The 16,140-nt window shown below is 49.6% G+C and carries 9 protein-coding genes; 1 reads left to right on the top strand and 8 read right to left on the bottom strand.

Annotated features, from left to right (window positions below):
• Positions 1–33 precede the first annotated feature (33 nt).
• The gene (locus HDT28_06295; GenBank protein MBD5132181.1) at positions 34–744 is read left to right on the top strand and encodes an HAD family hydrolase; all 711 of its coding nucleotides are present in this window, start codon (positions 34–36) and stop codon (positions 742–744) included.
• 157 nt (positions 745–901) lie between these two features.
• Here HDT28_06295 and HDT28_06290 read toward each other — a convergent pair whose 3' ends face one another.
• From HDT28_06290 to HDT28_06255, 8 genes are all read right to left on the bottom strand, one after another.
• Entirely contained in the window at positions 902–2,290 is a 1,389-nt protein-coding gene (locus tag HDT28_06290) for an MATE family efflux transporter (GenBank protein ID MBD5132180.1), read from the bottom strand.
• 158 nt (positions 2,291–2,448) lie between these two features.
• Positions 2,449–4,374: an ABC transporter ATP-binding protein gene (locus HDT28_06285; protein MBD5132179.1), complete on the bottom strand. Its 1,926-nt coding sequence runs from the start codon at positions 4,372–4,374 to the stop codon at positions 2,449–2,451.
• Positions 4,375–4,384: 10 nt separating this feature from the next.
• Positions 4,385–6,139: an ABC transporter ATP-binding protein gene (locus tag HDT28_06280; protein MBD5132178.1), complete on the bottom strand. Its 1,755-nt coding sequence runs from the start codon at positions 6,137–6,139 to the stop codon at positions 4,385–4,387.
• 226 nt (positions 6,140–6,365) lie between these two features.
• Positions 6,366–7,841 carry a stage IV sporulation protein A gene (spoIVA, locus tag HDT28_06275; protein MBD5132177.1) on the bottom strand — a complete coding sequence of 492 codons (1,476 nt, stop codon included), beginning with the start codon at positions 7,839–7,841 and terminating at the stop codon, positions 6,366–6,368.
• Between the two features lie 306 nt (positions 7,842–8,147).
• Positions 8,148–10,412, bottom strand: coding sequence for a transglutaminase domain-containing protein (locus HDT28_06270; protein ID MBD5132176.1), 2,265 nt, complete (start codon positions 10,410–10,412; stop codon positions 8,148–8,150).
• Between the two features lie 12 nt (positions 10,413–10,424).
• Positions 10,425–11,579, bottom strand: a complete 1,155-nt coding sequence (locus HDT28_06265; GenBank protein MBD5132175.1) for a DUF58 domain-containing protein — start codon at positions 11,577–11,579, stop codon at positions 10,425–10,427.
• A 25-nt stretch (positions 11,580–11,604) separates the two neighbouring features.
• A complete protein-coding gene (locus HDT28_06260; protein ID MBD5132174.1) occupies positions 11,605–12,543 on the bottom strand; it encodes a MoxR family ATPase in 939 nt (312 codons plus the stop codon).
• A 55-nt stretch (positions 12,544–12,598) separates the two neighbouring features.
• Positions 12,599–16,129, bottom strand: coding sequence for a leucine-rich repeat protein (locus tag HDT28_06255; protein MBD5132173.1), 3,531 nt, complete (start codon positions 16,127–16,129; stop codon positions 12,599–12,601).
• Positions 16,130–16,140: the final 11 nt, after the last annotated feature.

Genomic DNA, 16,140 nt, shown 5'->3' with positions numbered 1-16,140 from the left:
CGTTATAAACAAAAGAAAAGGAAGTACATACAAATGCTTAAAGCCGCACTGTTCGACCTTGACGGAACGCTACTGCCCATGGACCAGGATGCGTTCGTAAAAGCCTACTTCGGGTACATGACCAAGAAAATGTATTCTCACGGCTACACCGATCCCCAAAAGCTTATTAAGTCGATTTGGGCGTGCACAATGAAAGTAGTCATGAACGACGGGAGCAAAACGAACCGCGAAGTGTTTTGGGACGAGTTCGCCAAAATTTACGGCGAAAAGGCTCGTGACGACGAAAAGAAGTTCGACGAATACTACCGTAACGAGTTCCAAGCGGTAAAAGAAGTATGCGGGCACGAAAAGCGCGCCAAAAAAGTAACCGATTATCTTAAAAGCAGCGGCATTCGCGTAATAATCGCCACCAACCCCATATTCCCCGCCGTGGGAACGCACTCGCGTATGCGCTGGGCGGGGCTCGATCCCGACGAGTTCGAGCTTGTTACGACCTACGAAAACACGGGCTACTGCAAGCCTAACCCCGCATATTATACCGATATACTCAATAGAATCGGGCTCGAACCCAAAGACTGCATTATGGTCGGCAACGACGTCGACGAGGATATTATTCCGTCCACATCGCTCGGCATGGACGCATTCTTGCTCACCGACTGCCTTATAAATAAAAACAATATCGATATTAACAAATACGCACACGGAAATTTCGACGATTTGCTCGAATATCTATCGTCGCTGTAATAAAACTCAAACAAAATAAAAGGTGGCTGTACTTACCGTAGTTCCCATAAAGAATTGTAGGTAAGCCGTAAATAAAAAAGACGCGACTTCAATTCGCGTCTTTTTTGTTGGATAACTAAGCTACTTGTAGACTAGTGAGATTCGAGTTAGACTCTATTTACGGAAGTATTTTTATGCATTTATCATAAGCGTATTTTAATATAAGGGCAGAAATAACAGCAGTTGCAAATTCTACAATCGGGAATGTCCACCATACAATATTTTCAGCATTTCCCGAAAGCGTAAAAAGATATGCAACGGGAAGAACGAGCAAGCACAACCTTAGAAATGAAATAAGCAGAGGAAACAGTGCGTATCTGAAAGCTTGTAATACGCCTTGCACCGCTACGCTGAACGCCATAAAGATATATCCCATACTTGCGATGCGGATCGCGGTAGTAACGGTGGTCTGAATTGCGTCACTGCCCTCGCCGCTTGCCATACCGAATAGTTTTGCGAGCGGAACAGCAAGGCTCTCAAATAAAATTGTTATAACGATAGCGACGATAAGCGAATCGATAATACCGAACTTAATACAGGCTTTTACACGCTGTTTGTTCTGCAAGCCGTAGTTAAAAGATAAAACAGAAATAATCGTATTGGATAATCCGAAAGCGGCAAACAACGCAAACTGCATAACCTTGTAATAAATACCAAAACTGCCCTGCAACAATTCGGCAGTTTCTTTTACTTTTACCGTACCAAGAATACTCGTCATGCCGAGCATCATTACGGAAAGTAAGCCTTGCATAATTGCGGCGGAAATTCCTATTTTATATATGCCCTTAATAACAGTCCAGCTCGGCTTTAAAGCTTTGATACTGTTTTTCAGTTCTTTGTTCGTAATGTAGTGAAAGAGCATAGCCACAACGAGCGAAACAATCTGTCCTATTACCGTCGCCCACGCCGCTCCGTCTATTCCCATTTTACAAGGGTAGATAAAAACATAGTCTAAGACAATATTTGTAACCGCACCCGATATTTGCGAGATCGTGGAATATAACGTCTTGCCCGTCGCCTGCAAAAAGCGTTCGTAAACCGTAAAGCCAATTGCACCGAATGAAAAACAGCAGCAAATCTTTAAGTAACTTGCGCCCATTTCGGCGGCTTGCACATTCTCCCCCGCCTGCATAGATATAAACCAATTACAGCCGAATAGCCCAAAGATGAGAAACACTGCGTAAATGCAGACACCGAGGAAGATACCGTTACCCACTGTTTTTGATGACCCGTCGACGTCTTTTTCGCCTAACTTTTTAGAGAGCAATGCGTTTATTCCCACACCCGTACCTACGCCGATCGCAATGATCAATAATTGAACCGGGAAAGCATAAGTAAGCGCAAGGTTGCCGGCAATGCCGTCGTCGCCCATATTGATAACGAACGCCGTATCTACAATGTTATATACCGATTGCAATATCATAGATATGATCATCGGCAAGCCCATTTGCCAAATGAGCCTGTGCATTGAAGTAGTTTCCATTTTGTTTTGCTTGATTTCTTCCATTTTTTACTCCTAACAAAAAAGTGCGTAAGTCCGTTTAGCCGGACTTACGCACAAAAAGTGCTACTCACTTGAAAATATTATAGCATACCGATTACAAAATTGCAAGCATATTTATAGAATTTTGATTTACTCTAGAAGTTAAGCTTTACAACCACATTTTATTCCATTTCGAACGCGCCGGTATACAGCTGATAATACTGACCTTTTTGTTCGAGAAGCTTTTCGTGACTGCCACGCTCGATTATTCTGCCGTGGTCGAGCACGATTATCACGTCCGAATTCTTGATAGTAGACAGCCTGTGTGCGATAACGAATACCGTTCTGCCGTGCATGAGCGCGTCCATGCCGCGAGATACGATAGCTTCGGTGCGCGTATCGATACTACTCGTAGCTTCGTCGAGTATCATGACGGGCGGGTCTGCAACCGCGGCACGCGCTATCGAAACGAGCTGACGCTGACCCTGCGAGAGATTTGCGCCGTTGCCGCTGAGCATAGTGTTATACCCTTCGGGAAGCCTTGTAATAAAGTCGTCCGCGCCCGCAAGCTTAGCCGCAGCGATGCACTCCTCGTCGGTTGCGTCGAGCTTGCCGTAACGGATATTGTCCATGACCGTGCCGGTAAACAGGTTTGTGTCTTGAAGCACCACGCCGAGCGAGCGCCTGAGATCGGCTTTCTTTATCTTGTTGATGTTTATGCCGTCGTAGCGCACCTTGCCGTCGGCTATGTCGTAGAACCTGTTTATAAGGTTTGTTATCGTGGTTTTGCCCGCGCCCGTCGCGCCGACGAACGCCACCTTTTGCCCGGGCTTGGCAAAGATCGACACGTCATGAAGAACGGGTTTACCCTTTTCGTACTCGAAATCGACTTCTTCGAGCACCACGTCGCCCATCAGCTTGGTATAAGTGACAGAGCCGTCCGCCGAGTGCGGATGCTTCCACGCCCACATACCAGTGTGCTCCTCGCATTCCACTATCTCGCCGTCGACCTCTTTGGCGTTTACGAGCGTTACGTAGCCGTTGTCGACCTCTGGTTGTTCGTCCATAAGCGCGAACAAACGATACGCACCCGCGATACCCATAATGACCGAGTTGACCTGGTTGGATACTTGATTGATATTGTTGCAGAACTGCCGCGTCATCTGTAAAAACGCAACGACGATCGCAATGCTGAAAACACCGATCGAGCCGTCGACCAAAACGCCGATACCGATATTGGCTTTTTCTTTGAGTATGAGCACGCCGCCCACCAACGCTACTACAACGTACAGAACGTGACCGATATTGCCGAGTATGGGCATTAGCATATTGGCAAAACGGTTGGCACGGTAAGATTGATCGAACAGCTCCTCGTTGACCTTATCGAAATCGCGTTTCGCCTGTTCCTCGTGGCAAAATACTTTAACGACCTTTTGACCGTTCATCATTTCTTCAATAAAGCCTTCGGTCTTGCCTATCGAATGTTGCATCGCTCTGAAATATTTGCCCGCACCGCCGCCGACCGTTTTGGTGACGAACACGATAACAAATATACCGACTACGACGATAAGCGTGAGCCAAACGCTGTACCACAGCATGATGATAAAGAGCGTCAGCACCATAATCGACGAAGTAAGTAGCTGCGGAAGCGACTGCGAGATCATTTGGCGCAGTGCGTCGATATCGTTGGTGTAATAGCTCATGATATCGCCGTTACTGTTGGTGTCGAAGTATTTGATGGGCAGGTTTTGCATACGGTTGAACATTTCACAACGCGTCTTTTTAAGGAAGCCCTGCGTAATAACCGCCATCATTTGCTTGTCGACTGCGCCCATTATCAGCGATACTACGTACAGCCCGATAAGTATGAGCATATACTCGGTTATCTTGCCGCCGTAAACCGCCCAACTGCCGTCTCCACCCGCTTTACTCACTTCAAGCGCCTCGTAAACGACCGAGAATACGCGTTCCATGAATATGGACGGAAGCGAGCTGATAACCGCATTGATAACGATGAACAATAGCACAACCGTCATCATTACGGGATAGCATTTGAATAGCGCTTTGATCGTGCGCCCCAACACGCCTTTATGTTTTTGTCGGGGCATATTCTGTTGCTTATTCATTGTCCGCCCCCTTTTTGTTCTGCGTGTTGAACACTTCGGTATAGATAGCGTTCTTGCCGAGAAGCTCTTTATGCGTGCCGACGGCGTTTATCCTGCCACCATCCAGTATAACTATCCTGTCCGCGTCCTCGACCGACGAAGTGCGCTGCGCTATGATTATCTTGGTCGTTTCGGGAATGTACTCGCGGAACGCCTTACGGATAAGCGCGTCGGTGCGCGTATCGACGGCGCTCGTCGAGTCGTCGAGAATCAAAATCTTGGGCTTTTTGAGAAGCGCGCGAGCGATACACAATCTTTGCTTTTGACCGCCCGATACGTTTGCGCCGCCCTGCTCTATGTAAGTGTCGTAGCCGTTCGGGAACGACCGAATGAACTCGTCGGCTTGCGCGAGCTTGCACGCTTCGATAAGCTCCTCGTCGGTGGCGTTCTCGTTGCCCCAGCGCAGGTTTTCTTTGATAGTGCCCGAGAACAACTCGTTCTTTTGAAGCACGACCGCGACCTGGTTTCTGAGCGCGTTGAGTTCGTATTCTTTTACGTCCCTGCCGCCGACCTTTACAACGCCTTCCGTCGCATCGTAAAGCCTCGATATCAGGTTGACGAGCGAGGTTTTGCTCGAACCCGTACCGCCGATTATGCCTATCGTTTCGCCCGATTTTATATGAAGATCGACGCCTTCGAGAACGTTACGTTCTGCGGACAGCGCGTACTTAAAGCTCACGCCGTCGAAGTCGACCGAACCGTCGGTAACATCTTCTACCGCGTTCTCGGGGCTGTGCAGAGTGCTTTCCTCGTCGAGCACCTCGCATACGCGGCGCGCGCTCTCGACCGACATGGTTATCATGGCAAAGACCATGGAGAACATCATGAGCGATACGAGTATCTGCATACCGTACACGATAAGCTGAGAAACGCTGCCCACGTCTACGCTTGCGCCGCTCGATTTGATTATAACGTACGAGCCGAGGAAAAGCACCGTCGACAGCACGCCGTAAAAGAAGAACTGCATGACGGGGTTGTTCCAGGCGAGAATGCGCTCCGCCACGGTGAAGTCTTTTTGAACGTCGGTCGCGGCGTAATCGAACTTCTGCTTTTCGTAATCTTCGCGCACGAAGGTCTTGACAACGCGCATACCGCGCACGTTCTCTTGGATCGACTCGTTAAGGTTGTCGTACTTTTTAAACACGCGGTGGAAGCGCGGCATCGCCTTGCGCATGATAAAGAACAGTATAAGCGCGAGCGGCGGAATAACCGCGGCGAATATCCAGCCGAGATTGCCGCCCATAACAAAAGTCATGACGAGCGAGAAAATCATCATAAGCGGGCAGCGCACCGCGATACGAATTATCATCATGAACGACATCTGCACGTTGTTGGTGTCTGTCGTCATACGCGTTACGAGCGAGGGCGTGGAGAACTTGTCTATGTTCTCGAACGAAAAGCCCTGTATCTTATAAAAAACGTCGCGACGCAGGTTTTTGGCAAACCCCGACGAAGCCTTTGCGCAGTACGCGCCCGACAGCGCGCCAAACAACAGCGATAGCAGCGACATACCGATAAGTATACCGCCGTACATTAATATCTCGTTAATGTTGATTTCCTGCCCTGCTTCTACCTCGATCGCGCTTACGAGCATTGCTATAATGAAGGGAATCAAGCACTCTAACACAACTTCAATCGACACGAAAATAGGCGTCACTATCGCAGCTGCCTTGTATTCTCCTACACTTTTTGCCAATTTCTTGATCATTGCTTATCTACTCTTATCCTAATTAAACGGTGTTTCTATAATTTTAACACCCTTAATTTTTTTTGTCAAACAAAAACCTACTTCTTTGAAAAGAAGTAGGCAAGAAACTTTTAGTGTCGGGTGTTTGCACAGGTGAGTTATTGTTTGCTTCACCCGAATAGCTTCGTGTCGTTATTAATTACTTTATACCACTCGTTTTGAAAAGAAATCGTTGTACGGCTGAATTTTACAGAAGTATGCAGATGATGCCGCCCCTGCCCTCGTTAATTATGCGCGAGAGAGTTTTGCGCATCTTCTTTTGCGTTTCGGCGGGCATTGCCATGACCTTGTTGTTAAGCCCCTCGTTGACAAGGCTTTCGAGCGATTTGCCGAACATATTGGTTTGCCAAATACCCTTCGGGTTTTGCTCGAACTCGGACAGAAGATAGTTGACAAGCTCCTCGCTCTGCTGTTCGGTGCCGACGACGGGCGAAATCTCTGTTTCGATATCGACGCGCATTATGTGCAGGCTGGGCGCGGACGCTTTGAGCTTTACGCCGAACCGCGAGCCCTGCTTGAATATTTGCGGCTCTTGCAGCGTCATTTCGTCCATAGTGGGCGTAACTACGCCATAGCCGTTCTCGGCGACCTCGGCGAGCGCGGACGACAGCTTGTCGAACGAACGCTTGGCTTTGACCAAATCGCCTATCTGCGCCATAAGATCGAACTCGTCGGCGATATCCACGCCGCACTCCTCTTTGAGCGCGCGGTAGAACAACCCGTCTTTTTCCTTGACGGCGTACACCGCTCTGCCCTTGTCGAGCTCGACCGTTTTGAGCTCGATACCGTCGAAGAACTCGCTTTCGCCGAGCTCGACCTCGGTATTGCAGTCGCGCATTTTATTCTTGGCGACGGCAATGCCCATCGACTTCTCGACAAGCTCGGTCACTATGGGATTGGCGGCGTCGAGCGCGCGGATCCAGTTAGCGGTCTGGATATACACGTCGCGGAGCGGGAACTCGTACAGAACAGTCTCGAACAGTTTAACTACGTCGCCCTTATCGAGCTTTTGCACATTGAGCGCGATAACGGCGTTACCGTACTTATCGGACAATGCCTTGGCGAGCTTTTTGGTCTCGGGCGACGACGGCACCGACGAATTGAGTACGATTATAAACGGCTTACCAAGCTCTTTGAGCTCGTTCACCGTGCGCTCCTCGGCGGCTACGTACGCTTCGCGCGGCAGCTCGGTCTTGATCGAGCCGTCGGTCGTCATTACGACGCCTATCGTGGAATGATCGGCAATCACCTTGCGCGTGCCTATCTCCGCCGCACGCTCGAACGGTATGGGCGCGTCCTGCCACGGGGTTTTGACCATGCGCGCGCCGTCGCCGTCCTTATGCCCCGTCGCGCCGTCTACGAGATAGCCGACGCAATCGACAAGCCGCACGTTGATCTTGGCGGTGTCGTTGAGCGTGACGGAAACAGCTTCGCTCGGCACGAACTTGGGCTGTGTGGTCATAACAGCCTTGCCTTCTGCGGACTGCGGCAGCTCGTCGCGCATTCGTTCTAGCTCGTATCCGCTCGCGGACGGAATGACAAACGCGTTCATAAAATTGGTTATGAACGTCGATTTGCCCGAGCGGACGGGACCTACGACGCCGATATAAATATCGCCGCCCGTCCGCTCCGAAATATCTTTGTAAACGTCGTATTCTTCCATGTTACCTCCATCGGGCTAAACTTGATTATTTTACTTATATGTTGCCGAGTGACCGATTATGCCACGGCTTTGATTACGATTTATCGTATGTCGTAACAATACAGAATAGAAGTAAAATAAAAGATGTTTTTAAATGGCAAAAAATCACAGTGATGGAGAATAATAAATAACGCCAAGAAAATACTCGGGTGAAATAAAGAACAAATCACCCGAGTAAATACACGAAATTAAAAGTTTTTTGGTTACTTTTTTGCCTAAAAAAGTAACTTTTCTTGGTTACTTCTTGTTCACAAGAAGTAACTAAAATCAGATACCAACGCAACGGATATACTTGCAGTACAAGCCTTTGAGCGCGTTGCCGTTCGAGCACACGCGGTCGGCGACGTCCGTTATAAAGTTTATAACGAAGTTGTGCTCATTGACCGACAGCTCGCGATTACCGTAAACGCTCTTTTCCAAGATCTCGATAAACCGTTCGGTCCTGCGCTTAGGCACGCCCAGCTTTTCGAGCTCAGCCGCGTCGCACGAGCCCGCATCGTGCTTGACGATTTTATACGCCGCCCTGCCGAACGGCGTTCCCACCGCAGCCAGCGCCTTATTCCTTTTATGCAAAACGAACCTGCGCCGCGCAACAAATACGAAAACGACAAGCGCGATTACCAAAAGCACGACAGCTATCGGCAATAAAGCTTTAAGCGCTGTATACAGCCTGTCTACAACGACCTCGGGCGCGGGCGGGTTCTCGATCACGGGCGGGTTTTCTATTTCCGTGCCGGGCTTTTCCTCGTCCTCGTCGGGATCCTTGGGCGCATTGCTATTCGCGGGTGTATCCGGATGCTCGGGCTCGACGGTAGAGTCGTGCATCTGCTCGGTGAAGTATCCGGGCGTGACCTCTATCGGCAGCCACCCGATCCCGTCGAAATACACCTCTACCCACGCGTGCGCGTCGGCGTCCGTCAGGGTCAGCGTGTACTCGTCCGAAACCTCGCCGTCCTCGGTCTCTACGATAACATTGACGTAATATCCCTCGGCATAGCGCGCGGCAAACCCGAGCGCGCGGTACATATACACCGCAGCCGAAGCGAAGTACGGCGCATTGGCATTTACAATAGTATTATCGAGAAACTCCGTAACAAAATCCTGCGTAATGCCGTCTACCTCGTCGGTAACGTTATAGTTCGCCAAGAAATACGCGCGTATGAGTTGCGTGGCGGTATTAATAGATTTAGTCGTTTCGCCGAGCCGCTCGCGCGCAAGAAGAGCCGTCGCTTCGTCCACGCCGCAATAGGTATCGTACACAAACGCTCTGTACGCGCTCTCGTGCCGCAAGTAGTCTATCATAGCCTGCGTGCGCACCGCCTCGCTGTTCGTCACCCAATCGGCTTGGGTAACGCGCTCGCTGAACCGATCGTCGTCGAAAATAACAAACTCGTAATTTCCCGCAGGGCTCGTTCCGTCGCGAAGGTTAAGGTCGTAGTACGCATTGCCGTTGCTGCTTTCCGTTGCAGTGTACGGCATATAGATATATTTTTTATCGGCGCCCAAATTATCGACGCTTACCTTGTACCTATCCGTACTGCCGGACAGCGACGAGTACCGCGCATACTGCATGAGCGGGATATTATCGTCCTCGCTCACGTAATCGAGCAAACCCTGGTAACCGTTCTGCACGTAGACGTTCTTGTCCGTTTCTTCCCACTTGCCGTTCACGAGATCGCTGCCGACGAAGCCTTTGAGATAGAGCTCGGGCGTTTGATCGGAAACGGTCACCAACAGCCTTTCGGTCTCGCCTGCGTGGAGCTCGCCGCTCTTAAAAAGCTCGCCCTCGGTCAGGCTGTCGTCGCCGAAAATCATAGTCTCGACCGCGGTAGAAATACCGTTATTAATGCCCGATATGAACGAACTGCCGTTATAGAACACGCACGGCAACAGGATAGCCAAAACTACTATACAGCTGCCCAAGCAAATAAACGACGCCTCGAAATTAAGCCCGCGGTCTACGGCAAGCAGCCCCAGCCACGCCACGATTAACAGCGCGACTGCGTACACCGACGGGTACACGCCGCCCATAATAAACGCTATGAGCATGATAAACGCGATCAAGACGTGCACGAAAATCTTTTTGAGCGACAGCCATACTACTACGGCGATCCATACCGACAATACCGACGGGAACAGAAATTGCACCGCAACGCCGCTATTCGACACGGCGAATAATTCACGACCGGAATGCAGATTTTCGTTGACGCGCAAATTGATAGTGTTGGCAAACAGCCTGACGCTATCTGAAAAGGTCTGAAAATCGACTGCTATGCACAGCAACGTATACAGCAAGACAACGCCCAAAGCTATCCACTTAACGTACTTTTTCCGCTCGAAAACCAAGATGACAACTATAAAAGCAACGCCTAAAAGCCCCGCGGCATAATAAATGCCGTTGAACGCAAACGACGAAACGATAATAAGGTACAACGCAGCGAACGCAAACGCGCCGACCGTTATACCGAAAATCCGCGTGCCGTTATCGGCTTCGGATTTCATTATTACGTTTTTGAGCTCTTTTTTTGCCATAAATAAACCGAATCAAAGCACGCAGGTAGCGAGCGCCGTCGCTATCCTATCGTAAGGCACGTTGATTATCTTGTATGCGCCGTTATCCACTTCGCCGAACCCATTGCCTACTACGATGGACGTAATGTCGCAGTTGACGCTCTGTTTAAGCTCGTCGGTATTGACGGCGGTCGTGACGTAAATTATCTTAGTAAACACCGAACACGACGGCACGCGCGTAAGGTAGAACAAGCTTTCGGCATTGCCCTCGTCTACCTTGATACTCATAAGCTTATCCACCATTTGCACGAACGAATCGGCGTCGTTTACGTCGCTACTGCCAAACAAGCCCTTGTCGAACCAGCCGACGGTGTGCGCGTAGCCGTGCATGATCATCGCGTTGGATACGGAAACTGCCGCGTCGAGCACCGAGTTGAGCATATCGTCGGTGGCTTCGTCGTCGAACTTTTTGCGGCTCATATCGACGAGCACCAAAAGATTACGGTCGTCGGTACTGCCGAAGTCCTTGGTTTTGAGCGCATCGAACTTGCCTGACAGCTTCCAGTGCACGGATGACAGACTGTCGCCCGCTTGATAGTCGCGGATATTATAAATTTCGGTAATGTCGTGTCCCTTTTGCGGCAAAACGTTTTCGCCGTAGACCGACTCGTTCTTGTTTACGCCGAGTTCCATTTGCAGGTTGTCGAACAATATGGGCGATACCATGCTCTCGGCGATCTCGTAGCACTTGACCGTGCGCTTGACCACGCCGAAAATATCGATAAGCTTAATGCTGACGAACCTGACGACTATCTTGCCGGAATTGGCGCTTACGTAATCGTAGTCGTGCGGCGCGAACGACAAATCCTTGAACACGAAGTTTTTATACTCTTTCTTATTGAACGTGGCGTTCTCTATCTCGGCGACGACTTCCGCCGTACCCACGAAAAAGCGCGGAGTAACGCCCACCTTTACCGTAAGACGAAGCGTGTTGCCGCGTATGCACGACTGATTTACCTTACAAGAGAATTTGACCTTTCTTTTGGCAAGGCTAAGCGTGAGAAGCGATACGAACGGCAAACAAACAAGGAACACGCAAATAAACAGCGCGATACCGCTGTCTGTTATAATGAGCGTCACGACCGACGCTAGCACCATTAATGCGTATGCGATCCTCTTTGCCAACATAGACCTGTTCTTCCGCTTCCCTCAGTTATTTGCCGAGCGTGGGCTCTACCGTGTTTGCAATTACGTCCTCGCAAACGGCACGCTGGGTATAGCCTTCGAGCTTGGCGCGCGGGCGAAGAATAATACGGTGCGAGCAAACGTCTGCGAAAACGTCCTTTACGTCGCGGGGAACGACGAAATCGCGCCCGTTCAGTATTGCCGAAGCGCGGACCATGCGCGACAACGCCAAAAGACCACGCGGCGATACGCCGAGGTCGATAAGCGGATGGTTGCGCGTGCTTTCGCAAAGGCTTACCATATAATTGAGAATTTCATCCGACACGGTGATCGAGCCGAGGAAGTTCTGTATCTCCTTAATACTGTCGCGATCGGTGACGGGTTTAAGATCGTCGATAGGCTCGCTCGTATTGTGACGGCGCAGAATTTCCACCTGCTCATCCACGCCGGGATACCCTATCGAGAGCTTGACCATAAAGCGGTCGAGCTGCGAATCGGGCAGCGGCTGAGTACCCGCCGAGCCCGTCGGGTTTTGCGTTGCGATACAAATAAACGGGTCGGGCAGAACGTGAGTAACGCCGTCGACCGTGACCGAGTTTTCTTCCATCGCTTCCAAAAGCGCGGACTGCGTTTTAGCCGAAGCGCGGTTGATTTCGTCGCCCATAAACAGGTTGCAGACGATCGCGCCCTTCTTGTAATCGAACGCGCCCGTTTCCTTGTTGTAAACGGTAAAGCCGGTTATATCGCTCGGCATGGTGTCGGGCGTGAACTGCATACGCTTAAAGTCCAGACCGAGCGCCTTGGCAAACGCCAACGCAAGCGTGGTCTTGCCAACACCGGGCGCGTCTTCGAGCAAGATATTACCCTTGGCGTAGACAGCCATAAGAACCTTTCTTATAACGTCGTCCTTACCGATAATTACCTTACCGATCTTTTCTATAATCTCAGCGGATTTTTCGATGATCATAACGATCTCCTCCTGTAGTACAAACTTGGTTTTTATAGCGGGCGCACCGCTTTATTTATAACTCCCACATCTTCGGCTCGTCGCCGTCGAGGTAGAACATTTCATAGCCGTCGTAAGTAATCGTAGGCTTGGTTTCGCTGTACAGCGCACGAATAACACCCTTGCCGTCGTTGACGGTATACTCGTTGGTAGACCCTATCGTACAACCGCGCGTAAGGAAGCCTATATTGGTACCACAGCCCGCCAGCATATCGTTATACTGCGCAAGCGTCATTTTTAGATAAAGATTTTCCAAACCGAACTGTCCGTAAAATGCGCTGGCGCCGATATTTTCTACACTACCGTAAAGCATAACCGTTTTAAGAGTATTGCAAAGTTGCTTTTTTGCGTCGTTTGACGCATCCGTTGGCGCGGGCTCGAACGAGAACGCTCTTTCGCCTATCGACAGTAAAGCCTCCGACCCGTAGAATTCGGTAAGAGCTCGGCATTCGTAAAATGCGTAATTGCCTATACTTCTTATCCCGACGGGGAGGCGCACGCTTGTAAGAGTGGTATTATAAGCAAACGCCCAATCGCCTATCTCGGTAACGCCGCTTTCGAGTTTAAGCTCGGTCATTACGTTTTTGGCGGCGGACAGAATAAGCTTTCTTCCGTCCTTACTGTAAAGGATATTATCCTGCGTTTTGAAATTTTCGTTATCGTCGCTGACAGTGATCGTTTCGAGCGACTTCAACGCGCCGAACGACCAATCGTCTATATTTTCCAAGCCCTTGCCTATTTTTATGCTCGTAAGAGCCGAGCAGCCGTCGAAGGTTTTGTACCCTATCGATATTACACTGTCGGGTATGACGATGCTCTCTATTACGGTATTACCCATAAATACCGCGTCTGCGATAGCAGTTATACCGTCGCGAATAACAACGTTCGGCGAAAAAGCGAGATACATTACTAGCGTATCGCCGGCGTAAACGAGGTTACCGTCCGTCGAGTATTTCTCATTACCCTCTGCAACGGTAAACGTATTTACCTTACGACAACTGTAAAATATATTTGCACCGATATTATTTACCGATTTTGAAAGATTAAGCGTCGTCAACGACGTAGACGCATAAAACGCAGCCTTACCTATATTAAGCAAGCCGTCGTTCGTATTCACTTCGCTTATAGATTTTTGGTACATAAACGCATACGGAATGATGATCTTTACGCTATCGGGCAAAATAATTTCCGCTTCACCGTAATAAGGCGGCACGTAGTAAAGCACGCCGTTTTCGCCGTAATCGATACCGCAAATGCTTCTGCCGTAGAGCACGCCGTCCACTACTTTAAAGTACGGATTATCCTCTGATACCGATATCGTTCTTAAATTCTGCAATCCAAAAAAAGCAGGATTGCCTTTATCGAAGGTCACACCGTCGTCGAGATAGGTATAATTACCGAGCGTCCTTACACTCTTTCCCAGTGTAATACTCCTAATTTTAGAACATGAACCAAACGCACGGTAAGCGATAGAAGTCACGGTATCGGGAATAACGATACTCGTGAGCGTAGTCGTACCGCCGAACGAAAGCTCGCCGATCGACTGAATGCTGTCGCCCCAACCTATATCGGCAAGCGAGGACTGATAGAATGCGCCGTAATCGAGGCTTACCACACTACCCAAATCCAATTCTTTAAGCGTAGAAATATAAGCAAAACACTGTCTCGGGATATCCGTTATCCAAGCGGGGATCGTTAATTCTTCGAGTTTTGTATAAGCGAAACAATAATTAGATAAGGCCGTGAGCGAAGTACAAACGGACAAATCTATCGATTCAAGTTTGCTTCCGTAAAAACAGCTTTGACCGACGTAACGTAGCCCTGCAGGCAGGTCTATGCTAGTAATTCCCGTGTTGTAGAACACCCCGTGCCCGAAGTAATAAACGGTTTCGGGAATTTCTATCTCGGTTATATTGGAACAGCCGCGCAAGGCGTACGACATCATCATCCGCAAGCCGTCAGGAAGCTTGATTTCCGTTAGGCTTGAACAGCCGTAGAAAATATACGCAGGCAGAGCGTGAGAGTATACGTCGCCGTCGTCGTCGGTAAAAGTCAAATCGGGTATATCCGAAACGGTCTTTAACGACCTGCAACCGTAAAAAACGTGACTACCCATGTGTTTGAGGGACGACGGGAACTGCACGCTCTCCAACGCCGTACATTCGGAGAACGCCGAGCTGCCTATGCTTTCCAAACCATCGGGGAACGTTATCGATTTAAGCTGACTGTGTTTATTGAACGCGTCGCCCACGATCGCGACAGTGCCGCTAGCTACCGTATACTCGGTCGGCTTGCCGTATACGTAACTCAATATCATTTGCCCGTTATCGAGCACTGTGTATTGCGCCGTACCGTCATCTATCGAGGATATCTTCGTTTTATAAAAAACTCCCGACATGATCGTAGAAACATTGATCATGCCGTTTATTTTAGACAGCTGAGAATATGCAAAGCAGTAATGGTCGAGATGGGTTAAGCCCTTGGGGATCGTCACCTCGCTCACCTGCCAGTATGCGCACGAATAACTGCCCAATTCCGTTATTGCGTCATGGAACTGCGTGTTCTCGCAACTTGCGGGCATAAGATAAAGGATTTCGTAATCGTCGGAATACAGCGCGCCGTTATACGACGAGAAGTAATAACTGCCTTTATCTACCGTTATATCTTTAAGCCCCAGTGTGTAGATAGCATTCGAAACGGGCACGTCGATCTGTGCGGAAGCCGGAATATGCAGGTTCTCGAAGTTGAAACCATCACCGAAAAGCGTGTTAAGGTCGATATATGTAACGCCCTCCGGTATGACGACCGTGTCGGTCTTTTCGCCGATGTATTTATTGAAAACACGCCGACCGCTGCCGTCGTAGGTTATATCGTAATTTTTAAACTCGTCCTCGTCCATATAGTGGGCGTAGAGGTTGAGCACGCGCTCGGTGCCGGTTGCGGGCGGTTGAAGCACGTAATACCCCGTCGCCGCATTGTCGCCGTAGTCGAACCAACCCTTAAAAAGCTTCGCCCCGTCAGGATCGGCTTCGCGCGCGAGCTCGTCTGTCGAATAGTTGTATTCGTTGATATCCACCCACACGGAAAGCCACAGCTCGTCGTTAAGCTGCGCGGATGCGCGAACGGTCTTCCACGGCTCGTCGCTGTTTTCGTCGGTAAAGAAATTAACGGTGTAATCGTAAACGTCGTAAAAGATATAGTTCGACGTATCGCCGTAAGTGATTTTTATGTATTTGTTTAAGCCGACCGTGTCAAGCTCGAAATGATCGTAAGTAAAAGTGCCGTCGGTGAGCGTTTGTGCGTTTGCGATTATCTCCTTGCCGTTCGAATCGATAATGCGGCAGCCCGATTTTTCGATAACGTCAAACTCATCGATCTCCATGCCTAAGGCAAGGCTCAAACGGTTACGCTCTATGGGCATTACCTCGTTTCGGTTTACGGGCGGCGCAGAATGTCCGCCGGCATACTCCGCCGTCGAACACCCGACTGCGAACAGCGCCGCAACCGTTATGAACAAGAATATAAAAATCAAACGCAGTTTTTTCATTTTTCTACCCA

The sequence above is a fragment of the Clostridiales bacterium genome (assembly GCA_014799665.1).
Lineage (GTDB): Bacteria > Bacillota > Clostridia > Christensenellales > Pumilibacteraceae > Anaerocaecibacter.
Note: the sequence above shows the minus strand (reverse complement) of the source record. Positions and strands in the feature narration are given on the sequence as shown.